General features: G+C 62.4%; 22 protein-coding genes. 13 read left to right on the top strand and 9 right to left on the bottom strand.

The annotated features are described in order from the left end of the window. Nucleotides 1-102: 102 nt before the first annotated feature. Both mddA and N2602_RS36980 read left to right on the top strand, forming a co-directional pair. Nucleotides 103-891, top strand: coding sequence for a methanethiol S-methyltransferase (gene mddA / locus N2602_RS36985; protein WP_260381174.1), 789 nt, complete (start codon nucleotides 103-105; stop codon nucleotides 889-891). 92 nt (nucleotides 892-983) lie between these two features. Continuing rightward, nucleotides 984-1,406 (top strand): GFA family protein, encoded by a 423-nt coding sequence (locus tag N2602_RS36980; RefSeq protein ID WP_212256198.1) that lies wholly within the window; start codon nucleotides 984-986, stop codon nucleotides 1,404-1,406. A gap of 79 nt (nucleotides 1,407-1,485) precedes the next feature. On the opposite strand, the gene N2602_RS36975 is transcribed toward N2602_RS36980, so the two are convergent. After that, on the bottom strand, nucleotides 1,486-1,710 hold the full coding sequence (locus tag N2602_RS36975) for a hypothetical protein (protein WP_036020653.1): 225 nt from the start codon (nucleotides 1,708-1,710) through the stop codon (nucleotides 1,486-1,488). A gap of 236 nt (nucleotides 1,711-1,946) precedes the next feature. On the opposite strand from N2602_RS36975, the gene N2602_RS36970 reads away from it, so the two are divergent. Next, nucleotides 1,947-2,231, top strand: a complete 285-nt coding sequence (locus tag N2602_RS36970) for a hypothetical protein (protein WP_260381173.1) — start codon at nucleotides 1,947-1,949, stop codon at nucleotides 2,229-2,231. A 140-nt stretch (nucleotides 2,232-2,371) separates the two neighbouring features. On the opposite strand, the gene N2602_RS36965 is transcribed toward N2602_RS36970, so the two are convergent. The 5 genes from N2602_RS36965 to N2602_RS36945 form a co-directional block, all read right to left on the bottom strand. Continuing rightward, nucleotides 2,372-4,318, bottom strand: coding sequence for an ATP-binding protein (locus N2602_RS36965; RefSeq protein ID WP_260381172.1), 1,947 nt, complete (start codon nucleotides 4,316-4,318; stop codon nucleotides 2,372-2,374). After that, nucleotides 4,315-4,998 (bottom strand): response regulator transcription factor, encoded by a 684-nt coding sequence (locus N2602_RS36960; RefSeq protein WP_260381171.1) that lies wholly within the window; start codon nucleotides 4,996-4,998, stop codon nucleotides 4,315-4,317. The genes N2602_RS36965 and N2602_RS36960 overlap by 4 nt, the downstream gene beginning before the upstream one ends. A gap of 264 nt (nucleotides 4,999-5,262) precedes the next feature. Further along, nucleotides 5,263-6,117, bottom strand: coding sequence for an ABC transporter substrate-binding protein (locus tag N2602_RS36955; RefSeq protein WP_260381170.1), 855 nt, complete (start codon nucleotides 6,115-6,117; stop codon nucleotides 5,263-5,265). A 416-nt stretch (nucleotides 6,118-6,533) separates the two neighbouring features. After that, entirely contained in the window at nucleotides 6,534-6,767 is a 234-nt protein-coding gene (locus tag N2602_RS36950; RefSeq protein ID WP_172786026.1) for a hypothetical protein, read from the bottom strand. Between the two features lie 915 nt (nucleotides 6,768-7,682). After that, a complete protein-coding gene (locus N2602_RS36945; protein WP_260381169.1) occupies nucleotides 7,683-8,561 on the bottom strand; it encodes a GNAT family N-acetyltransferase in 879 nt (292 codons plus the stop codon). A gap of 328 nt (nucleotides 8,562-8,889) precedes the next feature. On the opposite strand from N2602_RS36945, the gene N2602_RS36940 reads away from it, so the two are divergent. The 3 genes from N2602_RS36940 (at nucleotide 8,890) to N2602_RS36930 (ending at nucleotide 11,837) form a co-directional block, all read left to right on the top strand. Next, nucleotides 8,890-9,813, top strand: coding sequence for a glyoxylate/hydroxypyruvate reductase A (locus N2602_RS36940; protein WP_260381168.1), 924 nt, complete (start codon nucleotides 8,890-8,892; stop codon nucleotides 9,811-9,813). Between the two features lie 13 nt (nucleotides 9,814-9,826). Then, entirely contained in the window at nucleotides 9,827-10,183 is a 357-nt protein-coding gene (locus N2602_RS36935) for a cupin domain-containing protein (protein ID WP_260381167.1), read from the top strand. 196 nt (nucleotides 10,184-10,379) lie between these two features. Further along, complete coding sequence (locus N2602_RS36930) at nucleotides 10,380-11,837, top strand: NAD-dependent succinate-semialdehyde dehydrogenase (protein ID WP_260381166.1); 1,458 nt, start codon at nucleotides 10,380-10,382, stop codon at nucleotides 11,835-11,837. Between the two features lie 102 nt (nucleotides 11,838-11,939). Here N2602_RS36930 and N2602_RS36925 read toward each other — a convergent pair whose 3' ends face one another. Beyond that, nucleotides 11,940-12,629, bottom strand: coding sequence for a haloacid dehalogenase type II (locus N2602_RS36925; RefSeq protein ID WP_212256373.1), 690 nt, complete (start codon nucleotides 12,627-12,629; stop codon nucleotides 11,940-11,942). A 330-nt stretch (nucleotides 12,630-12,959) separates the two neighbouring features. Between N2602_RS36925 and N2602_RS36920 the strand changes: the two genes are divergently transcribed. Beyond that, complete coding sequence (locus tag N2602_RS36920; RefSeq protein ID WP_260381165.1) at nucleotides 12,960-14,336, top strand: aspartate aminotransferase family protein; 1,377 nt, start codon at nucleotides 12,960-12,962, stop codon at nucleotides 14,334-14,336. A 16-nt stretch (nucleotides 14,337-14,352) separates the two neighbouring features. On the opposite strand, the gene N2602_RS36915 is transcribed toward N2602_RS36920, so the two are convergent. Next, nucleotides 14,353-14,829, bottom strand: a complete 477-nt coding sequence (locus tag N2602_RS36915; protein ID WP_027544593.1) for an Lrp/AsnC family transcriptional regulator — start codon at nucleotides 14,827-14,829, stop codon at nucleotides 14,353-14,355. Nucleotides 14,830-14,942: 113 nt separating this feature from the next. Next, nucleotides 14,943-16,268: an FAD-binding oxidoreductase gene (locus tag N2602_RS36910; RefSeq protein ID WP_260381164.1), complete on the bottom strand. Its 1,326-nt coding sequence runs from the start codon at nucleotides 16,266-16,268 to the stop codon at nucleotides 14,943-14,945. Between the two features lie 644 nt (nucleotides 16,269-16,912). On the opposite strand from N2602_RS36910, the gene N2602_RS36905 reads away from it, so the two are divergent. The 6 genes from N2602_RS36905 (at nucleotide 16,913) to thrC (ending at nucleotide 25,049) form a co-directional block, all read left to right on the top strand. Beyond that, complete coding sequence (locus N2602_RS36905; protein WP_260381163.1) at nucleotides 16,913-18,604, top strand: ABC transporter ATP-binding protein; 1,692 nt, start codon at nucleotides 16,913-16,915, stop codon at nucleotides 18,602-18,604. After that, nucleotides 18,601-20,271, top strand: a complete 1,671-nt coding sequence (locus N2602_RS36900; protein ID WP_260381162.1) for a peptide ABC transporter substrate-binding protein — start codon at nucleotides 18,601-18,603, stop codon at nucleotides 20,269-20,271. Before N2602_RS36905 ends, N2602_RS36900 begins: the two co-directional genes overlap by 4 nt. 59 nt (nucleotides 20,272-20,330) lie before the next feature. Continuing rightward, nucleotides 20,331-21,281, top strand: a complete 951-nt coding sequence (locus N2602_RS36895) for an ABC transporter permease (protein ID WP_172786017.1) — start codon at nucleotides 20,331-20,333, stop codon at nucleotides 21,279-21,281. A 38-nt stretch (nucleotides 21,282-21,319) separates the two neighbouring features. Beyond that, a complete protein-coding gene (locus tag N2602_RS36890) occupies nucleotides 21,320-22,198 on the top strand; it encodes an ABC transporter permease (protein ID WP_172786016.1) in 879 nt (292 codons plus the stop codon). A gap of 55 nt (nucleotides 22,199-22,253) precedes the next feature. Then, a complete protein-coding gene (locus N2602_RS36885) occupies nucleotides 22,254-23,564 on the top strand; it encodes an FAD-binding oxidoreductase (RefSeq protein WP_260381161.1) in 1,311 nt (436 codons plus the stop codon). A gap of 66 nt (nucleotides 23,565-23,630) precedes the next feature. Then, the gene (gene thrC, locus N2602_RS36880; protein WP_260381160.1) at nucleotides 23,631-25,049 is read left to right on the top strand and encodes a threonine synthase; all 1,419 of its coding nucleotides are present in this window, start codon (nucleotides 23,631-23,633) and stop codon (nucleotides 25,047-25,049) included. The last annotated feature ends 10 nt before the right edge of the window (nucleotides 25,050-25,059 follow it).

The following is a 25,059-nucleotide window of genomic DNA, read 5'->3' as shown; positions in this document are numbered from 1 at the left end:
GTCTCAGGCGAAAATCAATCATCTGCAAAAGCCGCGGGACGTCCGATCCGGCACGGTGCGAAGACCAAACCGTGTCGATGCCTCGGCACAACGGAGCGTTCTATGACCCAACTCGATCACCAGGTTCATTCCATCGGCCCGGAGATTACGGGCTCTCGCATTTTCAGGTTCATTGCCTTTCTGTACGGAATTGCGGCGTATCTCGTGTTTTTCGTCACCATTCTCTATGCGATCGGCTTCGTCATGGGGGTGATGGTGCCCAAGACCATCGACACCGGAGCCGAAGCGCCCGTCGTCCGCGCGGTCCTCATCAATCTGCTGCTGATGTCGCTGTTCGCGGTTCAACACAGCGTGATGGCGCGCCAGCAATTCAAGGATTGGTGGACGCAGTTCGTCCCCAAGCCGGTCGAGCGAAGCACCTACGTGCTGTTCGCGAGCCTGTCACTGCTCCTCCTGTTCTGGCAGTGGCGTCTGCTGCCGTCGGTCATATGGAGCGTGGAGAACCCCGATCTTGCCGTGACACTGGTCACGTTGTCCTTCGCCGGCTGGGTGCTGGTGTTCACCTCGACCTTCATCATCAACCATTTCGAATTGTTCGGCCTGCATCAGGTGACCAATCATCTCGTCGGCAAGGAGATGGAGCCGCCGCGCTTCAAGACGCCGCTGCTCTACAAGTTCGTCCGCCATCCGATCTATCTCGGCTTCATCGTCGCGTTCTGGGCGGCGCCGGTCATGACCGCGGGTCATCTTTTGTTCGCGGCCGTGACCACGCTCTACATCTTCGTCGGCATCGCGCTGGAGGAGAGCGATCTCGTCGATCTCTTCGGCGACGAGTACCGGCAGTACAAACAACGCGTCTCGATGCTTATTCCCTGGCGCCGATCGGTATAGTCTCGGCCAAGCCGCGCGCGTCCAATCGAAAGAAGGACGCGCGGGGCGCCGATGCGCAATAACAATCCTTCAGAAAAACGGAGAGGTTCCAGATGAAACATGTCGGAAACTGCTTCTGCGGCGCGGTCACGGTCGAGGTCACGGGCGAGCCGGAGGCGATGGGCTATTGCCATTGCCGCTCCTGCCGCTCGTGGTCGGGCGGTCCGGTCAACGCCTTCAGCCTGTGGAAGCCCGAAGCCGTGCGCATCACCGAAGGCGCTCAGAATGTCGAGACCTTCGCCAAGACGCCGCTCAGCCAGCGCAAATTCTGCAAGCAGTGTGGCGGCCATCTCATGACCAACCATCCGCCGCTCGGTCTGGTCGACGTCTTCACCGCCACCATCCCCACGCTCGCGTTCACGCCCGGAGTTCACGTCAATTATGCCGAGACCGTGCTACCGATGCGCGACGGCCTGCCCAAGCTGAAGGATTTTCCGGCCGAGTTCGGCGGAAGCGGCGAGATGATGCAGGAATAGCGGCGCGCCTTCGGCATTTATCGAGAGGGCGGCAGAGCGCCGCCCTCTCTGTTTTCTCCCAAGAGAGAGGGGCGAACGACTAGCCGCCGCGCGATTCAACCACCTTGCGGCAGGAGTCCGAGAGCTTCGACTTGTTCTCGCGCAGGCAGGCATTCATCTGCGGCGGCTTGCCGATATGCTCGGCGCAGAATTTGCTGGCGTCGCCGCGGCAGGCCATTTGCTCCTGGACGGATGGACCGGACTGCGCCGCAGCGGGCAGGGCGGCAGCTGCGAGCAGCAGCGCGGCAAGAACCGAAATTTTCATGAAGCACCTCTTTGCAATCGTCGTTGGTCCCGACCGGGATCAATCGGGCCGGACCATCTCGCAAAGCCCGGCCGCGGGTCCATGCCATGTTCATGGCACCGGCCAGTCCTCCCGCCCGCGGTACCCCCATCTTCATGGCATGTATCCGCGCGCCCACTTTTGTCATTCAGGCTGCACCTCGGCTGCGAAACCCGGTGATTGCATCGGGACGCCGAACGGGAAGCAGGAGAGCAAGAATGTCGAAGAGAGCTGGAGCGCTGGGCGCAGCGCTGACGGTCATGGCGCTGGCGGGCGCGGCGATGGTGTCGCTGGGCACGAGCCCGGCGCAGGCTGTGGTCTATTGCAAGACCGTCGGCGTGCCGAAGGGCTGCGTGGTGCGGCCGGCTGGCGCCGTGGTGGTGGGAGCGCCGGTCGTGGCGGCGGCGGTCGCAACGCCAGGCGTCGGCGCACCTGGCGTCGGCGTGCGCGCGGGAACGCCGATGAATCGCGGCGGCCCGGTCAATCGCGTCGGCGTGCGCTGATATTTTCTGTTCGATTGAATTGATTGGATCGCTACGGGCCAACGGGGCCTGCGGACGAACACCCCCCGTCCTCCGCAGGAAATTTTAACCTGGCCCGTCCCCTCTCTCCGTGCGCCCCACACGTTCGGGGAGGGGGCCTTTCAGCCCGCGGCCATGTCGCCATCGGGAAAGCGCTGTGGCAATTTCAGCCGCACGCGCGTGCCGGAGGAATCAGACGTCAGGTCGAGCACCGCGCCGCAGCGCGCGGCGCGGCTTTTCATGTTGCGCAGGCCGCGCGCGGTCTGGCCGGTGCCCGCGGCCTCGCCAGTGCCGGCCAGTGCAAAGCCGCTTCCGTCGTCCGTCACGCTGATCACGCCGTACGGCCCCTGGCCTGCGTCGAACGTGTCGATTGTCACTGCGATGCGGCGGGCCTGCGCGTGCTTGACCGCATTGGTCACGGCCTCGTCGAGGATGCGCACGATCTGGATGACGTGCCATGGCCTCAGCTCGGGATGCAGCGGCAGGCCCTGCGGCGTCGCCACGCGCCACTCGAGTGCGATGTCGTGCGGCCGCAATTGGGCCGTCGCGCGCTCGCGCCAGGAGCCGAGCGCGAGCATCAGGTCGCCGCCAATGTCGTCCATGGAATCGATGACGAGGCGCAGATCCTTCAACGCAGCGCGCGCGGCGTCCGTGATGGTCGCGCCGGCGCTGCCACGCTCGGACAGCGCGACGATGCTCACGAGCTGGCCGCCGAGACCGTCATGCAGGTCTCGCATCAGGCGCGTGCGCTCATTGGCGAGCGCCGCCGCGCGGGCGCGCTCCTCCTCGCGGGCAAAGCTCGCCTTCAGCCGCTCCTCGGCTTCGCGCACCCGCGTCACCAGCTGGCCGGCAAAGCTGTCGACCTGGTTCAAGGCGCGGGCAAAGCGCCAGGTCAGCCCGGCGCCGATCGCGACCAGCATCGCCGAATAGGACAGGCGCGAGACGAAGATGCGATCATTGCTCGCGATCTCGAGCACCGTGAGCATGTCCTGGGCCCAGCAGACCAGCACGATGGTCACCGCGCAGCCGATCGTGAAGCTCGCCGCGTCCTGCCGCCGCACCACCGCCGTGGCCGTGACGCAGGCCATCAGGAACAGGCAAATGCCGACGGTGGGAATGCCGAGGACCAGGAACAGGATGCGCGGCAGCGGCGGGCCTCCGATCAGCCCGACCACGAACACGACGATTCCAGGCACGAACAGCAGCGTGGCGTAACGCGGCCAGCGCCAGCCGAAGAACAGCACGCCGAACGCGACGACCAGCGCGCTCTCGATCGGTGCGGAGGCCAGCAGCACCGCAGCCAGCCGCGAGACCGTGGCCGGCGGCACCGGCGGCGGCGCGAATGCCTGCGCCACGCCGAGCACCATCGCCGCGGCAAGCACGCCGTAGACCGGTTCGTGGCGCCGCATCAGCCACATGATCGCAAGGATGACGGCCAGGATCGCCTGCCAGGCGGAGAACACCACCGGCAGCGTGACGAACAGCAGCGTGCGCGTCTCATAGGCCGGGCGCAAGGCGGCATCCGGCCCGAGAAAGACGGTATCGAGGAAGCCCTTGAGCGGTCCCCACACGAAAAGCCGCACCGTGATCTCGTTGGCGCCGTCGCGCAGCAGCGAGGCGGGGATGGCTGCGATCTGCGGCGTGTTGCGGTCGGGCCGGTTGGCGTTGGCGTCGCGTCGGGAGTCGAGCACGACGACGCCGTTGACGGCGACTTCCACGGCATTGCTGAAGCGCGGCAGGTACACCGACCAGCCCGAGGCCGCATCGCCGCTCCGGAATGTGAAGGTGCCGGTGTAGAATGGCGGGTCGGCCAGCGAGTCGCGCGACGAGGTGAAATGCGGCAGCGTCACGGGGCGCGTCAGACCGTCCTCCCGCGCCGAAAAATCGCTCACCGCGTAGTCTTCGGGATCGCTCGGCTGCAGCAGCCGAAGCCCCAGGATCGTGACGATGACGATCAACGCCTGCAGCAGCAGATATGGCACGAGACGCGACGCGAGCAGGCGGCGCCGCGGGCGTGTCGGTGCCTTCGCAGGTGCCTTCGTGGGTGCTTTGGCCGCGATCTCGCTCACAGCTTGATCAGGCCCTGCTGCACCGCCTCGAACACCGCCTCGCTGCGCGTGTGCACCTCGAGCTTGCGATAGATGTTCTTGATATGGCCGGGCACGGTCTGCTTGGACAGACCGAGATGGCTGGCGATCTCGGCATAGCTGAAGCCTTTGGCGATGCCCCAGAGAATGTCGATCTCGCGCGGGGTCAGCCTCGCCGTGTTTAGCGCGGGGCCGGGCGGCGGCTCCGTTGAACTCTGCGCGGCACCTTGCGTCCGGCGCACGATGAAGCGGGCGATCGAGGCCGAGATCGGCGAATGTCCGGCGACCAGGTCGCGCACGGTGGTGGCGATGTCGGTGGGGAAGGCGTCCTTGAGCAGGTAGCCGGTGGCGCCGACCGTGATTGCAGAGATCACGCTTTCCTCGTCGCCGAGCGCGGAGATCACCATGATCTCGGTGTCGGGAAAGCGATGCCGCATCTCGCGGATCAGCTCGATGCCGTGGCCGTCGGGCAGCCGCAGATCCGTCAGCAGCACGCGCGGCGCGACGGCGGCGAGGGCCTGCCGCGCCTCCGCGAGCGTACCGGCGCTGCGCACCTCGTAACCGGCCTTGGCCAGCGCATCCTGCAGCCGCCAGCAGGTCGGCGCATCGTCCTCGACGAGGAGGATGGTGATGGCGTCACCCGTCTCGCCCTGTTCGGTCATGTCCATGGTCCCGCGACCCGCGTGTCCCCCGCGGCGCCAGGCAAGTCTAACCGCAGCGCGAAGGCGGCGACACCCATAATCATGGGGGCGGCGATAACTTGGTCCCGCGTCGGGCACGCATGCACGGTCCTAGGATTGCGCCTAAGCTAGAGCGCGGGCTCATAATCCGTGCTGCACTTGGGGTGCATATGACGTCCGCTCTGCCTCAGGCACCGCCCCATTGCGGCATCTCACCAGATGTCCGAGCCGGGACAACCGGCGACATCATTCGATCAGCTCGTCAGCTTGGGCGAGCAAGGTGGGCGGCACTGTAAGGCCAAGGGCGTTCGCAGTCTTGCTATTGATGACAAGCTCGAACGTGGTTGGTTGCTCGACGGGAAGATCGGCAGGCTTGGCGCCCTTCAAGATTTTGTCCACGTAGGTGGCGGCGCGTCGGAACAAGACGACGAAGCTCGCACCGAACGACATTAAGCCTCCATCCTTCGGAAACTCGCGAAGTCCGTACACGGCCGGAAGTCGGTGAGCGGCAGCGAGAGCAATGATGCGGGGTCTATGCACAATAGTCAGAACGTCATCGAAGACGATGAGAGCTTGGGCGTTGCCTCCTGTGGCAGCGGCGAACGCCGCATCAAAATCCTCCGGCCGTCCCACTTCGAGAGGTTGTAGCGATACGCCCAGAGTGCGTGCCGCCACCTCAGCGGTCCGCCAGAAGGTGGCGTGGATAGAGACTGTCGAGTTCTTCATCACAGCGATCCGCGCAAGGCCTGGCGTCATCTCCTTCAGGAGTTGCAGACGCCTTGCGATCATTGCCTCATTGAAATAGCTCAACCCCGTCACGTTTCCTCCGGGTCGCGCCAAATTTTCCACGAGCCCAAGTCCAACCGGATCGGCCGCCACCATAACAATGGGGATTGTTTGAGTAGCGTTCTTGGCCGCTATTGCAGCGACGCTGTTGCCCGCCACCAGCACATCCAATTTGAGACCGATAAGCTCGGTCACCAGGCCGGGGAGCCGCTCGGCACGTCCCTCGGCCCAGCGCACCTCCAGCGCGATAGATCGACCCTCGACGTACCCTAGTTCGGTAAGCCGCTGCCTGAATGCCGCGAAGATATGTCCCATCGTAGCCTCATCGGCGCCGGCAATGTACCCGACCCGCCGAACCCTTGCCGGCTCCTGCGCGCCCACCGCGACAGGCCATGCCGTAGTGGCCGTTGCACGGCCCAGGAGTGCCATGAATTCTCGTCGCCGCATGCTCTCCCCCGTCGACAACAAGCAAATCCTAACACGTCCTCTTGCCGATCAGACAGTGGGCTTGAGGCTGGCGGGCTATTCGATGACTTCGTCGGTAAGGGCAAGCAGCGTCGGCGGAATTGCAACGCCGAGCGCGTTTGCAGCCTTCAGATTTATCGCGATCTGATCCTTGCTGTGAAATTCGACCGGCAAATCTGCAGGCAAAGCCGCCGATCACGCTCAAGCCGGGGACTTCCGCTTTCTCTTGCGGAGCTGACGGTCATGAGTACACACCCTAGCCCGGCCTACGAAAGATCGACTCGCGGCGGCGGATATCGCCGCGCCAGGACCGACAGCGACAGCGGCCGTTCGTCTTCCGGCAGCTCCAGATAGGCCAGCACGAGTGGCCGCTTCCAATCGCCGACGCCGAAATCCATCGCCGTCCATTTCTGCGGCTCGGGCCCTTCGAGCCCCCGGACCCAGACGAAGTAGCGGGGGAGGTCGTCGGCGTCGGTGCCCCTCGTGCGTGTTCTGGCCATCGAAGCTGTCCGCTGCGTCAAATCGTTTCCGCAGGATATAGGGATTGGCGCGGGGAAGTCGAATGGCCCCGGTCGCGTAATCCTCCTCGTCATTGCGAGCGCAGCGAAGCAATCCAGAGCGTCGCCGCGGAGGCATTCCTGGATTGCTTCGCTGCGCTCGCAATGACGATGTGGAGACAGGCGGGTCAAGAAGACGCTCCTGGGCCCGGCAGATAATTCCCGCCAGGAGCACCTTCTGACCGCCTGTCGCATTGTCCTAAGATATTCTGCTTGACCGAAATTCGGAAATATCGTATATCCCTCTCATCCTGGCCCAAGGATAAGGGGCGTTTCGCGACCGTCACGATACGCGGGCCGGGTGGCGGTGGACGTGGAGTGCATCGGCACGCCAGCAATTGCAGGGCGGGTTTGCCCGTGAGCGGTTGAGCAGCGCGCACACGACCGGTGCGGTTCGCGTACGGCAAAAGCGTGTGGTCCTGACGCCCGGGGTCTGTGCGTCAAGGCTTGCGGTGGTGAGGCGGCCCGACCGGGCACGCGCACCAGCCATCCGCAAGGCGACGGGGGCAATAGTGCATCGCTCCCCGGGGAGAGCGCGCCATAAGCCGTCAAACCACTGCGCAGGGAAGGCCGGGATGTCCAGGCTGCCCTGTATGCCGCTGTGCATCTGTCTTCGCGCAATCTGCGCACAGCGGACCGTGGGTGCCAGCCGGCGCCCGGTCTTCCCTGCGCCCTTTCCGATGAAGGGGCGTCGAGAGCAGCGCAAAACTCGGGTGTGATGCGCCGCGAGACTGGAGAGGTGTGTCTTGAGTAGTTCGAGTTTGCTGAAAATGCGTCAACGGCTGGCAAGCACAGAATCCCCGTCGGACGTGGGAATAGGTCCGTCGCCTCAGCCCTTCTCGTCCCATGCTCACAGCTTCAGCTCAAGGCGTGACCGGCCAATCCGTAGACCCACGGCTCGTTTTCCTTTCGGTTCAGGAATCGCCGTCCCTTGGACATGGTGGTGACTGTGTCGTTCATCCCGAGGCGGCTCTGTTGAAGAAAGTCCGCAAACAGACCGGTCTGCTCCCGCGTATCCACGCGGGCGAACCTTCCGGCGAGATCCTTGAGATGCACGGCCGTAAGATGGATCGCGTCAGAATCATTGCTGGCAACGATCGGGCCAATCACATGGCCGCGCCCGAATTCGCGCTTCATGGAATAACCGACGGTCGCACCGCCACGGCGCAGGACGCAGATTGACGCACCTTCAGAAAGCAATGCAAGCAACTTCTGACGGCTGGCTCCAAACGCGCGTTCGTCCAGTGCCGCGATCTCTCCGATGTTCGCCGTCGACAGCGAGCTCAATTCGCCCTCCAGGGTCGGCACCGGCGGAGTTGGTGAGGCGACCTCACCTTGCCACTGATACACGGTGGCTTCCTTCGTGAACCCGAGCGACAGATAGAGGTGATAGGCGGCGTGGGTTGAGTTGAGGGTCAAATTCCGGTCACCACACCGCTCGAAAACCTGCTCCATGAGCCAGCGGCCAGTCCCCTGAGCCTGGGTCCGAGGCGATGTGATCACCAGGCCAATGGTCGCGAATTCGCGGTCACATGGGAACCACATCGCGCTGCCGAAGACGCGTCCAATACCATCGACGGCTACGATGCCGTGACCTGCGCGGCGCAAGAAATCCCAATCCTTGGGTCGATGCGGCCAGCCAACGCCGGTCGAGAGTGCGTGGAGCAGCGTCACATCAACGTCGTTGATGTCCTTCGCGGCCAGCTCAAAGGACTTCACGCGTACCGTTCGTCCCATCTCGACTCGTCCATTCCTTCGCGGGGTGCCAATCGCTCGCACATCGCGCCTTTTCTCTTCCGCCACAATGGGGTAGCGGGCGTATTTCGCCGCACTATTGCACGAAAAGCCAGCAGGTTTCCCCTGTTTGGGCTTTCTTTTCGAAATCTTCGGCTTGTATTGCAACGTAATTCGGCAGGGAAAGCTCCGGCGTGCAGCTACCCTCTCGGTGTTCGGCAAGAAACTGTGCCGGCAGAGCGGATTGCGGGGAATCCCCAAGAAAGTCTTGCAAGGCTAATCGCTCTTCCTGGCGTCGTCGACATGCTGAGCGAGGCGGAGGCGTGCATCGATGGCATTTCTATTCAATTCTGATGCTGTCAGAGGGGCAGTCTTCCGCAAAGCTTTTGCGTGCGAGCTGCCTGACCTGGAATTTTACCATTGCAGCGAATCCATCGACCCGGAAAAGATACGGTACCTGCTGACCTGGAACGTGCCAGACGATGTCTCGCGTTTTTGTAATCTGGAGGTGCTTTTTTCCATCGGGGCTGGCGTTGACCAGTTCAAGCCGGAAACCATACCCGAGCAGGTGAAGCTCGTGCGCATGGTCGAGGATGGCATCATACGCATGATGCAGGAATACGTCGTCCTTGGTGTGCTGACGCTCCATCGCGAGATGCTGGCTTATCAAGGGCAGCAGAGAAGGGGCCTTTGGCAAGCGCTGGCAACGTCCCAGGCGACCGATCGGCGTATTGGCTTCCTGGGGCTTGGCATGCTGGCGCAGGCTGCAATCGACCGCCTGAAGCCGTTCCAGTTTCCCATCGCCGCGTGGAGCCGCAGCGAAAAAACCGTCGAGGGAGTCGCCTGCTTCCATGGCGACGACCAGCTTGGCGACTTCCTGCGAAGAACGGATATCCTCGTCTGTCTTCTTCCCCTGACGGAGCAAACGAGCGGCATCCTGAACGCAAGGCTTTTCTCGCTTTTGCCAGTCGGAGCGAGGCTGCTGCATGTCGGCCGCGGCCCGCAGCTTGACCAGGGCGCGCTCATCGAGGCACTGGACAGCGGGCATTTGGCAGCAGCGATGCTCGACGTCACCGATCCCGAGCCGCTGCCGGAAAATCATCCACTTTGGTCCCATCCGAAGGTGATCATCACGCCGCATATCGCGTCCGTGACCCAACCGCATACGGCGGCCCAATCGGTCATAGAGAACATCCGGCGCCACCGCGCTGGACGAAATCCGATCGGCCTCGTCGATCGAACACTCGGCTATTAACAGGAAAAATGCCATGTCACTTCTGGTCACCATCGACGCCAATCCGGAGTTCGCACCGAAGAACGCCTTGCCCGCTCCTGAACGGCTCATTTCCGGCAATCCATCGTTCAAGACCTGGGCACAGGACGCCTCGAAAGGCGAGAAGGTGCTGACCGGCGTCTGGGAAGCGACGCCTGGCGAGACCCATTCCATCAAGGGCACCACCTTCGAGTTCTGTCACATTCTCTCGGGTCTCATCGAGATCGAGGAAAAGGGTGGTGAGATCAGAAGATACCGTGCCGGCGACAGCTTTGTGATGAAGCCTGGCTTTGTCGGGATCTGGCGCACGATCGAGACCGTGCGAAAGATCTACGTCTGCCATTATGACTGAGGCGATGCTGAGGGCCGCCGTTGGAATATTCGACTTTCAAGCCAGCATCTGACGAGATTCAGCGCGGCCAGGCGCTTCATGATCAATGAAAAATGCGGCGTGCGGGCATGTACTGCTCGCATGAGACGGCTTCGTCTCGCCACTCGCAGATCAGGCAGTGATGATGAGGCCGGGCCCGAAGCCAAGGAGCAAGCCCATGATTGCATTAAAGGACAAGGATCTGTTTCGCCAGCAAGCGCTGATCGGCGGCAACTGGCGGGATGCGAGCACGAAAGCCGTTGTTGATGTCATCGATCCTGCGAGCCAGAAGGTGCTTGGCACCATCCCCGACATGGGCCGAGACGAGACCAGGGCAGCAATCGAGGCGGCGGCCGCTGCGTTCAAGCAGTGGAAGACCAAGGCTCATGCGGAGCGTGCTGCGCTGCTGGAGCGTTGGTACGAGCTCATGCGACGCCATGAGCAGGATTTGGCTCTTCTGCTCACGTTGGAACAGGGCAAGCCGCTTGCTGAATCGCTCGGCGAGATCCGTTACGGGGCATCCTTCGTCAAATGGTTTGCGGAAGAGGCCCGCCGCATCAACGGATCGACAATCCCGGCGCCCACCGTTGATCGCCGCATTCTGGTGCTGAAAGAACCGGTCGGCGTCTGCGGGATCATCACGCCCTGGAATTTCCCCAACGCGATGATCACGCGCAAGGTGGCACCAGCGCTTGCCGCGGGCTGCACGGTCGTCATCAAGCCATCCGAGTTTACGCCTTTTTCAGCTCTCGCCATCGCTGTTCTGGCTGAACGGGCCGGAATTCCAGCGGGCGTGATCAACATCGTGACGGGCATGCCGACGGAAATCGGCGCGGAGCTGATGGCCAACGAAACCGTCCGCAAGATCTCGTTCACCGGATCGACGCGTGTCGGCGCTTTGCTGATGAAAGGCGCCGCCGACAACATCAAGCGGCTCAGCCTCGAGCTGGGTGGCAACGCGCCGTTCATCGTCTTTGACGATGCCGATCTCGACAGGGCCGTCGAGGGCGCGATTGCGTCGAAATTCCGCAATGGCGGCCAGACCTGCGTCTGCTGCAATCGCATTCTCGTTCAATCCGGCATTTACGACGCCTTCGCCCGGAAGCTTGCCAGCCAGGTCGCAAGAATGAAGGTCGGTGCCGGTACGGAAGAGGGGGTCGCAATCGGGCCGATGATCAATGGCGCGGCAATCGAGAAGATCAAGCGGCACGTCACGGACGCCCTGAACAAGGGCGCAAAGCTCATCGCGGAGAGTGAGTCGGTGCCGGAAGGGCGGCAATATGCCCGCCCTGTCGTGCTCGGTGGCGCGACCACGGAGATGCTCCTCGCTTCAGAGGAGACCTTCGGGCCGGTCGCGCCGCTGTTCCGGTTCGAGACCGAGGACGAGGCCATTGCGATCGCCAACGGCACGCCGTTCGGCCTTGCCGCCTATTTCTACACTGAAAACCTCAAGCGCTCTTGGCGTGTTGCCGAGGCGCTCGAGTTCGGCATGGTCGGCCTGAACACCGGCCTGATCTCGACCGAGGTGGCGCCTTTCGGCGGTGTCAAACAGTCGGGCCTCGGACGCGAGGGATCCCAGCTCGGGATCGAAGAATATCTCGAGACCAAGGCGCTTCATGTCGGCGGACTAGACTGAGCGGCCCTTCAGATCGATATCCGAAACAAGAAAAGGGGGCGGTCGAACCGCCCCCTTTTTTCCGTCACAACGCAAGTCGTGAAAGGCCGAAAAGAACTGCGCTCACGCGCTCTTGCGAAGAGGCTCCAAGCCGACGGCCGCGGCAAGCCCTCCGATGTCAGCGACCTCGGTGTATTCATAGAAGGGGTTCGCGGGCTCGTGACCGCGGTTCACCCAGACCTTGCTCTTGATGCCCAAGTCATAGGCCGTCATCAGGTCGTAGCGGAAGGAGGAGGAGACGTGGGTGATGTCCTCCGGGCCGCAGCCCAGCTTGTCCAGCATATACTCGAAGCCCTTCATATGCGGCTTGTAGGCGCCGGTCTCCTCCGCGGTGATGACCATGTGGAACGGAGCGCCGAGCTTCTCCACGTTCGACATGATGAGGTTCTTCATGGAGTTCGACAGGATGACCAGCGGAATCTCCCTGGCAACTTTGGCCAGACCCGCCGGGACGTCGGGATGTGGACCCCATGAGTGGATCTCTTCATTGATGCGCTGGGCATCCTCCGGCCGAAATACGATACCGTTGCGCTTGCAAGCGCGCTCTACCGAATTATGCACGACCTCGAAGTACGGCTTCCATGCGCCAAGAACCTCGTCCAGGCGATAGGCAGCGAAATCCTTGATGAAACTTGCCATCGTCGTGGCAGAAAGTTGAGAGCCATAGACTCTCCTTGCCGCGCCGGCCATGTCGAAATTGGTCAGCGTGCCGTAGCAGTCGAAGGTGATGTACTTGGGTCTAAACGTTGCCATGGCTCGATCCTTTTCGGTCCTCACGCACCGTGTTCCGGTACGACAGGGATCATAGCGGGCAGGCGGCCGGATAAAGCACCGCTGTCGCGGCGACCGGGAGCAGATTGTGTCGTATCGGATCGGCGCTGTGGCAGAGAGTTGTGTGAAAAGGCGCCTCCGACTTGTGCCTTGCGCGGCCCGATGCCCGCATAAGATGCGGCGCCGGTCGTCAATGATAGTCAAAATGCCCTTCGTCCATGGTCAGCCCGGGAGCAACTGCTGTCCTGGGCGTCTTACGTTGAGCTCCATCGTGGTGGCCGCACAAGCAGTGCGGTTGAGCTGGAGGGCGACATGTTGAGCAACTCGCTGATTGAACTCGATCGCGCGCATCTGATTCACCCGGTCTCATCGTTTCGCAGCCACGAGGCGACGGGCGTCCGCGTGCTGAAGTCAGGGAAGGGCGCGACACTGACCGATGTCTCGGGCCGTCAATTGCTGGACGGCTTCGCCGGCCTGTGGTGTGTCAATGCCGGTTACGGACAGGACAGCATCGTCGAAGCGGCTTTGAGGCAGCTGCGCGAACTGCCTTATGCGACGGGTTATTTCGGGTTGGGCTCCGACCCGGCCATCCGGTTGGCCGCAAGGCTGGCTGAACTGGCGCCTGGCGATCTGAACCATGTCTATTTCACCTTGGGCGGCTCCGATGCCGTCGACAGCACGATCCGCTTCATCCGGTACTATTATCATGCCGAGGGGAGGCCGCAGAAGGATCAGTTCATTTCCGTCGAGTCTGGGTACCACGGATCGTCGACGGCAGGGGCCGGCTTGACCGCGCTGCCGGCCTTTCATGCGGGCTTCGGGGTGCCATACGACTGGCAGCACAAGATCCCATCGCACTACGCCTATCGCAATCCCGCCGGTTCGCATCCCCAGGCGATCATTGCGGCGTCGGTCGCGGCTCTGCGGGCCAAGATCGCCGAGCTCGGCGCCGAACGCGTCGCGGCCTTCTATGTCGAGCCGGTACAGGGGTCCGGAGGCGTCCTCGTTCCGCCGCCGTCCTGGATGAAGGCGATGCACGCTGTTTGCGAGGAGTACGACATTCTGTTCGTTGCCGATGAGGTCATCACCGGCTTTGGCCGTGTCGGCCCGCTGTTCGCCTGCGAAGAGGATGACGTCGTGCCGGATCTCATGACCACGGCAAAAGGCCTGACTTCGGGTTATGTGCCGATGGGCGCCGTTCTGATGTCCGACCGCGTCTACAACACCATTGCCGATGGCGCCGGTAAGGCGGCTGTCGGCCACGGCTACACCTATTCCGCACATCCCGTCAGTGCAGCCGTCGGGCTTGCGTGCCTGGACCTCTACGAAAACGGCCTGTTGGAAAACGGCCGGAAGGCCGGGCACCGCCTGATGGAAGGGCTTCGCTCGCTTGCCGATCATCCGCTTGTCGGCGATATCAGGGGGCGTGGCATGCTGGCGGCAATCGAGCTCGTGACCGACAAGGAGCGCAAGACGCCGCTGCCGGCGGAAGCCGATGCAGCGCGCCGTATTTTCGACCGCGCATGGGACAACGGCCTCGTCATCCGCGCCTTTGCCCAGGGCGTGCTGGGCTACGCGCCGCCGCTCTGCTGCACGGAGGCGGACATCGACGGCATCATCGAGCGGACGAGGACCACGCTGGACCAGACGCTCGAAGACAAGGACGTCCGCGCGGCCATGAAAGGATAAGGACCGAGCCTGTCCTTTAGCCGTTGAATATGCTTTCGAGAGGCAGATGGGATTTCACGATCGGGGACTTCAGCACGACAAAACTGAAATATTTGTCGATGCCGATATCCATCTCGACCAGGCGCTCCATCACCGCCTGGTATTCGCTGATCCCCGCCGTGATGAACTTGACGAGATAGTCGTACCCGCCGGAAACGAGATGGCATTCGACGACGGAATCGATCTTTTCAATGGTCGTGAGAAAGCGCGCGAAATCGATCTGCCGGTGATTCTTCAGGGTGATTTCCGCGAACACAGTCAGAGTTTGTCCGAGCTTGGCAACATCGATCTGGGCCGAATAGCCGGTGATGAAGCCCTCCGTCTGGAGTCTCTTGACCCGCATCAGGCACGGGCTTGGGGAAAGATTGATCAGCTCGGCGAGCTCGACGTTGGAAATCCGCCCGTTCTTCTGCAGTTCGCATAAAATCCTGATGTCGATCTTATCGAGCTTCATAGCAATGCCATCAGATGGGGCCGATAACGGCGTGAGGGCTTTGAGATTTCAGCGTCATATGCATTGTCATAGCATCAACCAACACCTTTTCCCACCGAGGCAGAAGCTGCAATTCAGAACTCGCTGACCTTGCCCCAGGCGCTCATTTTCAGCCGCTCCGGCCTGTAGGGGCGCGGGTCGACGATCGGCGGACTGCCCGTGATGATGTCGGCGATCATATGCCCCGCGCCTGGGCCAATTCCAAAACCGTGGCCGCTGAATCCCGCCGCAAGGATGAACCCTGGAATGGACTCAACTTCACCGATTGCGGGAATGCCGTCCGGCGTGCTGTCGATGTAGCCGGCCCAGACGTTTGAGATTTCGACGCGCTGGAGTTCCGGCACGAGCTCACAGGCTCGTCGATGGGTCAGCCGAATCTGCCTCATGTCAGGGCGAGGATCGAGCGTCCGGTTCAGCTCCATCGGGGTCACCGCGTCGAGCCGCCACTTCGCCAGAGATTCATGACGCTGCCTCAAGCCTTCAAAGGCCCCAGGGCTGAGACTTCGCCACCGGCGGGCGAACATGGGCAGGAATTCGCGGCTGAACCTGAACTGCTGCGGCGTCGGATCGACTCGCGCGCGCCCGCTGATTGCCAACGTGTATCCGCCGTTGCCGCGTCGCGTCGCCGATACGAGCCCGGCGTACAAGGCGTCAGGCAGGCCGGCTGGGCCCGGGGCCAGGGACAGAATGGAAGAGCGTACGGATGCCTGTGGGAAGCGAATGCCGAGCTGGTTGCAAAACGACGAAGCCCATGCACCGCCTGCCATGACAGCCGTCTTCGTCCGGATCGTGCCCGCCTCGGTCACCACTGCGCTGACCCGGCCGGCAGTGAGCTCCAAGCCGCGCGCCGCGCATTGCTGGTGCACCGTGCCGCCCGACGCCATGATCGCGCGCGCGGCAATGGGCACGGCCCTGGACGTGTCTGCCGTCCCGTCTGTCGGCGAGAAGACGCCGCCCTTCCACTTGCGACCTGTCGCCCTGCCTCGCTCGCTCGCTTCTTCCGCACTCAGCATGTGCGTCGTGACCCCGACGGTCCTGGCGAAGTCGCGCCACTTTGCCCAGCCGGCCAGCTCATTCTCGTCGTTCGACAGATACAAAAGCCCACAGCGGCGAAAACCCGTATCATCACCGGTCTCTCCGGCAACCCTTTCCCAGAGATCCAGGCTTTTGGTGGCAAGCGGTAACTCGCGCGCATCGCGGTTCTGTTGGCGGCACCATCCCCAGTTGCGACTGGACTGCTCGGCGGCGACGCGGCCCTTTTCAAGCAAAGCAACCTTGAGGCCGCGACGAGCGAGATAGTAGCTCGTGAACACGCCCACGACGCCCCCGCCGATGACCACGACGTCTGCTTCACGAGGTAGGGATGGACTGGATTCGATATGCAGGAGCGGCGCGCTCATCGGACAGGGATCTCCGGTGGTTGCCGTAGCGTAACCGAGGAATTGCCGCAGCCCCCGCGGACTTTCGTCGTGAGACCGAATATCCTGCGGTTTACCGTCTTTGACACAGGCAATTGTTGCGAAAATAACTTTGCTTGCACCGCACTTGCAGGCGGCGAGACCGAGGGCTCGCGCTCCCGCAATCCATTGCGCGCCTTCCCGGCAGGGGCCACGGCGACTTGGCGGCGCAGACTGAAATGCCAAATCGGACTTCGTTTTCAGAAGTTCCTGCTGCTTCGATGCCGGCTTTCGGCGACTCCGGGGTGATCGACATCGTCAAGATCGGCAGAACCAACCGATCGATGGTCGAAGTTCAAAGAGGCAACTTGCATGAGCCTTGTCCAGGAGCAGGCCTTCGCGGAAGGGATCAAGCCATGAACGAGCTTCGCTTCGATCGAGGTAGCCGAACGGGTCGGCGCGGCGCTCTGAGCAACGGCTCTTGCTTCTTGCGCGAAGAGGCCTGAACCATGTCGCAGCCTCCAATGAAGGAATGGCAAGTTGAGCGGCGAATTATTGACCTGTCCAAGGAGCGCGGAGACGCAAGGAGCCGAAGGCGCCGGCCGCAGCAAGATGACGGCACTGGCTTGAAAAAGGAGGATGCTCTCATGGCCTCTGGCATCCAGGTGGCAAGCCCCGTCGATGTCGCGCTGTCGGTGCGCGAACTGACCGTGAGTCTGCCGGAAGGAATGGAGCGGGCATACGCCGTCGAGAACATCTCATTCGATCTGAAACGCGGACAGATTCTCTGTATCATCGGGGAATCCGGATCGGGCAAGTCGGTCACTGCGAATGCGATCATGGGGCTTCTACCGAAAGCGATCCGGGTCTCCTCGGGTGCGATCCACCTGGACGGGATGAACATCGTAGGTCTCTCGCCCAACAAGCTCCGCAGCCTGCGCGGCCGCATCGTTTCAATGATCTTTCAAGACCCTCTCTCGGCGCTCAACCCGCTGATGACCGTGGGCGCGCAAATCGAGGAGGTGATGGCTGCGCACGACGTTGGAACGCCGGCCTCCCGTCGCAGCAGGGCGATTGACCTGTTGATTGAAGTGGGTCTGCCGGATCCGCAGCTTATGTATCACCAGTATCCATTCCGGCTTTCTGGCGGACAGCGGCAGCGCGTGATGATCGCCATGGCTCTGGCTCTCGAGCCCGCGATCCTGATTGCAGACGAGCCGACCACCGCCCTGGACGTGACGACCCAGGCGCAGATCCTCAAATTGATCCGCGACATTCAACGCCGCAAGGGGATGAGCGTCATGTTCATCACTCATGACTTCGGTGTCGTGGCTGAGATCGCCGATTACGTTGTGGTGATGGAGAAAGGCCATTGCGTGGAGCAGGGCAGTGCCGAGCAGGTGCTGAAGTCGCCCAGCCACCTCTATACGCGCCGCCTGATCGCAGCCGTCCCGCACCTGACCGGCAAAAACCGTGTGCCCTTGGAAGCTGCTGAGCCAGTGGCCATTCTCAAGGTCGAGTGCCTCGCAAAGACCTATCGCAGCGGCAGCGCGCTTTTCCGCACGCAGCGCATCGTGCCTGCGGTCAATGGGGTCAGCTTCGACCTCACGTCGGGCCGCACGCTCGGCGTCGTGGGGGAGAGCGGTTCGGGCAAGTCGTCGCTCGGTCGGCTGCTGATCAAGCTCATGGCGTGCGACAGCGGCTCGATTCTGTTCGAAGGGCGCGACATCGCTGGGCTTTCCGAGGCCGAGTTTCGATCGCTGCGGCCCAGGATCCAGATGATCTTCCAGGATCCCTTTGCCTCGCTGAATCCGCGGTCGACGGTCGGACATATTCTCACGGTCGGGCCCGTCGCGCATGGGGTGCCATACAGCGAGGCTGCCGAGCGGGCGCGGGAGCTTCTGTCCCATGTCGGCCTCGATTCAGGAGCCTTCGACCGCTATCCGCACGAGTTCTCCGGCGGGCAGCGCCAGCGCATCGGTATCGCGCGGGCGCTGATGTTCAAGCCGAAGCTGCTGATTGCCGACGAAGCCGTCTCCGCGCTCGACGTATCGATCCAGGCCCAGATCTTGAAGCTGCTGGATCAGATTCAGCGCGAGACGGGCGTCTCGATGATCTTCATCACCCATGATCTGCGCGTCGCAAGCCAGATCTGCGATGAAATTGCCGTCATGCATCGAGGACAGATCATTGAGCGCGGACCGCCGTCCCAGATCTTCCTCGACCCGAAATCCAGCTACACCCGAGAACTGGTGGCCGCGATCCCCGGCGAGCAGCCCGGAAGCATGCCCCAGGATGAAAGCCGCGTCGGACACCACAGGCAAGGAGAGACGTTATGACCAAGCGTTCTGCGACGACATCGAACTACTCGCGGCGCGATGCCCTGCGCATGGTGGCGATTGGTGGAGCTGCCGGCCTCTTCGCGCCCAATCTCTTGGGCAAGTCGGCCTTCGCGCGTACTTCTTCGGCAAAGCCAACCGGCCGCGTCATCGTCGGACTTGGACAGGAGCCGACCGTTTTCAATCCGCTGATGGCCCACATTGAAGTCGACGATGGCGTGCATTTCTCGGTTTTCGACGCGCTTTTCCGCATCGATCCCCAAGGTGTCATTCAGCCCAACCTCGCCCTGGAAGTGCCGAACCAGAAGAACGGCGACATTTCGGAAGACGGTCTCAAATGGCGCATTCGTTTGCGTGACGATGTCCGCTGGCACGACGGCAAGCCTTTCAGCGCCGAGGACGTGAAGTTCACGCTCGAACTGATCACGAACCCCAACTTCCGGGCTTGGCGCACGTCCGGTCACACTCTCGTGCGCGACATTACGGTGGTCTCGCCCACGGAGATCTCGTGGCGAATGGAAGAAGCCTTTGCGCCGTATCTGTCGTTCCTCACCGAAACCTTCATCGTGCCCAAGCACATCCTGGAGAAAGAGGCCAATCCGAACAACGCGGCCTTCAACCAGGCGCCGGTCGGCACCGGCGCGTTCAAATGGGGGAAGCGGGTTGCTGGTGATCATCTCGAGCTCGTGGCCAATACCGAATACTTCGGTGAAGGCCCCCATATCGAGCGGCTGGTCTTCAAATACATTCCCGATCTCACCGTCCTCTACACCCAGTTCAAGAGCGGCGACATCGATCTCGTCGGTCAGCCCTACATCACTCCCGATCACTATGGTGAAGCCAAGACGCTGCCGAACCGCGTGGTGACGCTGGTCCCAAGGGCCTCGTTCGAGTCCTTCTACCTGAACCTCGAGCGCCCGCAGTTCAAGGAACTTGCGGTCCGCGAGGCGCTTTATGCGGCAATCGACAAGGAGGCGATCATCCAGGGGCTCTACTACGGCGTGCCCACTCCGACGGAGACCTTCATGCCGCGACAGTCCCTCTACTTCAACGCCAATCTGCCGCTGCACCAGTTCGACCTGAATCGCGCGCGCAAGACCCTCGATCAGGCCGGCTGGGCCCCGGGACGGGACGGCATCCGGACCAAGAACGGTGTTCGTCTGTCCTTCACCAATTCGACCACCTCCGGCGATCCGCTGCGCGAGCAGGTGCAGCAGTTCCTGCAGCAGACCTTTGCGCAGCTGGGCGTCGAGATGAAGATATCGAACCTGCCCGCCGCCGTGATGTGGGGCGAGTTCTGGATGCAATCGCAGTTCGATTCCGTGATCGTCGGTAGCTCGTATCTGATCGGCGCCGATCCCGATGTCACCAATCGCCTGCACTCGCGCTCGATCGGAGCCAAGGGCGGCCGCGGCTCGAACAATGCGCAGTTCGCAAATCCGGAAGTCGACGCCCTGCTCGACAAGGGCGCGCGCACCTTCGATCCTGAGGCCCGGCGCGCGATCTACTCTCGCGTCCAGGAACTCGTTCGTCGCGACCTGCCGTTCCTTCCGTTGTACCAGAGCAATGCGGTCGAAGGTCTCAAGAAAGGCATCAACGGCTTCGTGCCGAACGGCAATACGCGCACGGAATCCTGGAATGCGCTGGCCTGGTACTGGGCGAGCTGATGTCTTGCCGCCGAACCTGCAAGCCGGCGGCAGCGCTGTCACGCTAACGGAGGGCTCGAATGTCCGCCTTTCTGCTCAATCGTCTCTCGCAGAGCGTCGTGCTGCTGGTGATCGTCTCGATCATCGGCTTCACGGTTCTCAACCTCATGCCTGGCGGTCCTCTCGCGCAATTCGGGCTCGATCCCGGCATGACCCAGAAGGACGTCGAGCGCCTCGCAGCGCAGCTAGGGCTGAACCGGCCCCTGTGGCTTCAGTATCTCGACTGGGCCTGGCGACTGATCCGGGGCGACTGGGGACACTCCTTCCGCGATGGCTCTGCGGTGCTGGCGGTGATCGGCCGACATCTGTCGGCGACGCTGCTGCTGATGGGCACGTCCACTGTATTGGCGATCGCGGCCGGCACCTGGATCGGCATCCGCGGTGCTACCCACCGCTACTCCCTGTTCGACTATTGCGCGACGGTGGGTGCCATGGTGGCACTTTCGGTCCCGACGTTCTGGTTCGGCCTCATCGGCATCTACATCTTCACCCTGAAGCTCGGTTGGGTTCCTGCGGGCAACATGTACACGATCGGCGACGGCTCGGTGCTGGATTATCTGCACCATCTGATCCTGCCCAGCCTGGTGCTGTCGCTGGTTCATGTCGCGATCTGGAGCCGCTACATGCGCACGGCAACGCTCGAAGCGCTGAGTCAGGATTTCGTCAAGACCGCCCGCGCCAAGGGCGTGAGCGAACGACGCATCCTGCTGAAGCACGTCGTCGGCAATGCGCTGCTGCCGATGATCACGCTGGCGGGGATGCAATTGCCCAGCATTCTGACCGGCGCATTGGTGACCGAGACTGTCTTCACCTGGCCGGGAATGGGTCGGCTGTTTCTCGATAGTCTCGGTTACAGCGACTATCCCGTCGTGATGGGGCTGCTGATATTCTCGGCCATCCTGGTCGTGTTGGGCAACCTGATCGCAGACATCGTCATCGCCACCGTCGACCCGCGCATTCGCCTGGGCTGAGCCCGCCGGCTCACCCCCGTTACCAGGAGGCAGCAGATATGACCGCCATCGTCGTGCACGCAGCTCCTACTCGCTGGTGGCACAGCCGTGCGGTGGCGCGCTTCATGCGCCATCATCTGGCACTCGTCGGGATCGCAATGATCACCCTGCTTGTGCTGGCGTGCGCCATTGGCCCTTATGCCTTACCTTACGACACGCTCCAGATCGATTTGCGCGCCCGCTTTGCGCCACCTCTCACTGGTCACCACTATTTCGGCACCGACCCTTTGGGTCGTGACTTGGCCGCACGGCTGTTGATGGCCGGGCGCGTCTCGCTGCTGGTGGGATTCTCCGCGATGCTGCTATCGACGCTGATCGGCACCCTGGTCGGCGTGACCGCAGGCTATCGCGGCGGCTGGGTCGGGGCTGCGCTGATGCGCACGGTGGACGGCTTTCTTTCTTATCCCTCGATCTTCCTCGTGCTGGCGCTGGCCGCAATGCTGCGGCCGAGCCCGGTGATGATCACCGTCATCATAGCGGCCACGAGCTGGATGGAGACCGCCAGAATCGTCGAAGCCGAGGTCCGCTCGCTGCGCGAGCGCGAGTTTGTCCAGGCTGCACGCATGGTGGGACTGAGCCGAAGGCACATCATGTTCCGCGAGGTCCTGCCCAATGCCATAGGCCCGATCATCGTCGCCGCAAGCCTGGCGGTCGCCCGTGCGATTCTTCTGGAAGCCTATATCAGCTTCCTCGGCTACGGCATCCAGCCGCCGCTGCCGAGTTGGGGCAACATGCTCAACGGCGCCCAGCAATATCTGGCGAGCGCTCCATGGCTCGCCATCATTCCCGGCGCCGCGATTACGATCGCGGTGACGAGCTTCAACTTCATCGGCGATGGCTTGCGAGATGCCCTCGACGTTCGAAACGACCATATCTGATCAGCGCGAGCCAAGGCTCGGCTGAACACGACAAGACTTTAGAAAAGCAAACGCCATGCATGCGCCTAGAGTAGACGAGAAGGCGACGCCATACTGGTGGGAAGCCGCCCCGCTGAAGCCGCTGCCTCCGCAACCCTTGCCCACGAAGCTCGACGTGCTGATTGTGGGCGCGGGCTACGCCGGGCTGTCGGCTGGTTTGGTGCTCGCGCGCGAGGGGCGCTCGGTTGCAGCCTTTGATGCAATGGATCCGGGCGAAGGAGCCTCGACGCGCAACGGCGGAATCACCAGCGGATCCATTCGTCCGGATTACGCGGCGCTCACGCGACGGTTCGGTGAAGAGAAGGCGCTGGCGATCGAGGCGGAAGGCAAGGCCGCACGCGAGTTCCTGTACGATTTCATCAAGACGGAAGGCCTCGCCTGCGACTTCCAGCCGGTGGGGCAATTCAAGGGCGCCTTCGGCTATGAGCAATACGAAGCCATGGCGCGCACTGCTGAGAGGCTGGCGAACAAGCTGAAGATCGAGGCTTATGCGGTTCCCTATGCCGAGCAGCGCAAGTACATCGACACGGATGTCTATCGCGGCGGCACGGTTCGGATGGACATCGGCGGACTGCACCCGGCCAAATTCCACGCCGAGCTGCTGCGTGTCGCGCTGGCTTCGGGATTGGCGGTCCACGCGCGGACGCCGGTGATTTCGATCGAAAGAGATGGTGCCGAATTCCGCGTCGTCACCGCGGCGGGCACGGTGACGGCGCGTCAGGTGCTGGTTTGTACCAACGGCTACACCGATGGTGCCGTGCCCTTCCTGCGCCGCAGATTGGTCCCGGTCCGCAGCCGGATCATTGCAACCGAGGAGCTCGCGCCCGACGTCATGGCGCGGCTGATGCCGCAACGGATGATGATCATCGAAAATCGGGAGGTCGGCTTCTATTACCGGCCTTCGCCGGACGGCAAACGCATTCTGCTCGGTGGCCGCGACAGCTCCCGCGTCGGCGATCCAATCGCTCCGAAGCTGCTTCTGCGCAAGGGCCTGGTCAATCTGTTTCCGGAACTGGAGAGCGTTCGCCTCTCGCACAGCTGGTTCGGCAACGTGGCGATGAACCGCGACATGATCCCTCGCATCTTCGAGAAGGACGGCATCGTCTATGCCACCGGCTTCTGCGGCTCGGGCGTGGTTTGGGCCCCATGGATCGGTGTGCATGCAGCCCACAAGCTCATGAGGCATGAGGAGCGGGCACGCACGGCTTTCGACTTCCGCCCTCCGGCCTTCATCCCGTTGTATCGTGGGGATCCGTGGTTCATGCCGGCCTTCATCCAGAGCTATCGCATGCGGGACCGGATCGCGTTGTGGCGCGCCAGCCGCTGATGAACGTCCGCAGCTAACCACCCGACCTCTCAATTCCGGGCGATCGCGCCTCTCGAAAGAAGATCGATGCACTACATTTCGACGCGTGGCCATTCAGGCCGCAAGCAGTTCTGCGAGGTACTGCTTGAGGGTCTCGCTCAGGATGGCGGGCTGTACGTACCTGAGAGCTACCCGCGCGTAAATCGCGCGACGCTCGATGCGTGGCGTAGCTTGCCGTACCTAAGTCTGGCGTGGGAAGTTCTATCACTCTATGTCAGCGATATTCCCCCGGCCGACCTGAAGGCAATTTGCGAAAAGACCTACACGCCGGCGATCTTCGGAAAGCCTGATATCGCGCCGCTGCGGAAGCTGGAGAGGGGGCTTTACCTCCAGGAATTGTCGAACGGTCCCACGCTGGCGTTCAAGGACATGGCCATGCAGCTGCTCGGCAATCTGCTCGAGTACGAATTGGCGCGACGGCATCAGGAATTGAACATTCTGGGCGCGACCAGTGGCGACACCGGCAGCGCCGCAGAATACGCGATGCGCGGCAAGAAAGGGGTGCGGGTGTTCATGCTGTCGCCCCGCGGGCGGATGAGCGCCTTTCAGCAAGCTCAGATGTTCAGCCTCCAGGACCACAACATCCATAACATCGCGATCGATGGCGTCTTCGACGATTGCCAGGACATCGTCAAGCGCGTGTCCGGCGATCTCGAGTTCAAACGGCGATACAAGATCGGTGCGGTGAATTCGATCAACTGGGCGAGACTGCTTGCTCAGGTCGTCTACTACTTTTCCGGCTACCTGCAGGCGTCCGAACGGGAACCGGCAGGCGTAAGCTTTACCGTGCCTTCAGGCAATTTCGGAAACATCTGCGCCGGCCATGTTGCGCGCATGATGGGGCTTCCGATCTGCCGCCTCGTCGTTGCGACCAACGAGAACGACGTGCTCGATGAATTTCTCCGCACCGGCGTGTATCGCGTTCGGAGCCGGGCTGATACGCTCGAAACGTCGAGCCCCTCGATGGACATTTCCAAGGCATCGAATCTCGAGCGTTTCGTCTTTGACTTGGTCGGTCGCGACGCCGCTCGGACGAAGGCGCTGTTTGATGGTCAGCTCGGGGAGCGGGGCGGGTTCGACCTGAGTGGAGATCCCCGTTTCGCGGAGGCGGCCGCCAGTTTCGGCTTTCGAAGCGGCAGGAGCAGCCATGCCGACCGGTTGGCGACGATCCGAGACACCTGGGAGCGCTACCACACCGTGATCGACCCACACACGGCGGATGGTGTCACAGTCGCGCGCGCGCACACCTCACCCCGGGAGGCAATGATCGTGCTCGAAACTGCACTGCCAATCAAATTCGCTGCGACGATCAAGGAAGCGTTGGGCCGCGAGCCGGATCTTCCGGACCGGTTCAAGGGCCTGGAAGAACTGCCGAGGCGCGTCAAAGTCCTTCCGCCGGACGCACAGGCAGTCAAGAACTACATCGCCGAAATTGCGACCAGCTGAGCGGCCGCTT

The sequence above is a fragment of the Bradyrhizobium sp. NC92 genome (assembly GCF_025200865.1).
Classification (GTDB): domain Bacteria; phylum Pseudomonadota; class Alphaproteobacteria; order Rhizobiales; family Xanthobacteraceae; genus Bradyrhizobium.
The sequence above is the reverse complement of the archived record's forward strand: the minus strand, read 5'-3'. Positions and strand labels throughout refer to the sequence as shown.

Coding starts and splice junctions, on each gene's coding strand:
- mddA (WP_260381174.1), top strand. CDS start 103: ATGACCCAACTCGATCACCAGGTTCATTCCATCGGCCCGGAGATTACG.
- N2602_RS36980 (WP_212256198.1), top strand. CDS start 984: ATGAAACATGTCGGAAACTGCTTCTGCGGCGCGGTCACGGTCGAGGTC.
- N2602_RS36975 (WP_036020653.1), bottom strand. CDS start 1,710: ATGAAAATTTCGGTTCTTGCCGCGCTGCTGCTCGCAGCTGCCGCCCTG.
- N2602_RS36970 (WP_260381173.1), top strand. CDS start 1,947: ATGTCGAAGAGAGCTGGAGCGCTGGGCGCAGCGCTGACGGTCATGGCG.
- N2602_RS36960 (WP_260381171.1), bottom strand. CDS start 4,998: ATGACCGAACAGGGCGAGACGGGTGACGCCATCACCATCCTCCTCGTC.
- N2602_RS36955 (WP_260381170.1), bottom strand. CDS start 6,117: ATGGGACATATCTTCGCGGCATTCAGGCAGCGGCTTACCGAACTAGGG.
- N2602_RS36950 (WP_172786026.1), bottom strand. CDS start 6,767: ATGGCCAGAACACGCACGAGGGGCACCGACGCCGACGACCTCCCCCGC.
- N2602_RS36945 (WP_260381169.1), bottom strand. CDS start 8,561: ATGGGACGAACGGTACGCGTGAAGTCCTTTGAGCTGGCCGCGAAGGAC.
- N2602_RS36940 (WP_260381168.1), top strand. CDS start 8,890: ATGGCATTTCTATTCAATTCTGATGCTGTCAGAGGGGCAGTCTTCCGC.
- N2602_RS36935 (WP_260381167.1), top strand. CDS start 9,827: ATGTCACTTCTGGTCACCATCGACGCCAATCCGGAGTTCGCACCGAAG.
- N2602_RS36930 (WP_260381166.1), top strand. CDS start 10,380: ATGATTGCATTAAAGGACAAGGATCTGTTTCGCCAGCAAGCGCTGATC.
- N2602_RS36925 (WP_212256373.1), bottom strand. CDS start 12,629: ATGGCAACGTTTAGACCCAAGTACATCACCTTCGACTGCTACGGCACG.
- N2602_RS36920 (WP_260381165.1), top strand. CDS start 12,960: ATGTTGAGCAACTCGCTGATTGAACTCGATCGCGCGCATCTGATTCAC.
- N2602_RS36915 (WP_027544593.1), bottom strand. CDS start 14,829: ATGAAGCTCGATAAGATCGACATCAGGATTTTATGCGAACTGCAGAAG.
- N2602_RS36910 (WP_260381164.1), bottom strand. CDS start 16,268: ATGAGCGCGCCGCTCCTGCATATCGAATCCAGTCCATCCCTACCTCGT.
- N2602_RS36905 (WP_260381163.1), top strand. CDS start 16,913: ATGGCCTCTGGCATCCAGGTGGCAAGCCCCGTCGATGTCGCGCTGTCG.
- N2602_RS36900 (WP_260381162.1), top strand. CDS start 18,601: ATGACCAAGCGTTCTGCGACGACATCGAACTACTCGCGGCGCGATGCC.
- N2602_RS36895 (WP_172786017.1), top strand. CDS start 20,331: ATGTCCGCCTTTCTGCTCAATCGTCTCTCGCAGAGCGTCGTGCTGCTG.
- N2602_RS36890 (WP_172786016.1), top strand. CDS start 21,320: ATGACCGCCATCGTCGTGCACGCAGCTCCTACTCGCTGGTGGCACAGC.
- N2602_RS36885 (WP_260381161.1), top strand. CDS start 22,254: ATGCATGCGCCTAGAGTAGACGAGAAGGCGACGCCATACTGGTGGGAA.
- thrC (WP_260381160.1), top strand. CDS start 23,631: ATGCACTACATTTCGACGCGTGGCCATTCAGGCCGCAAGCAGTTCTGC.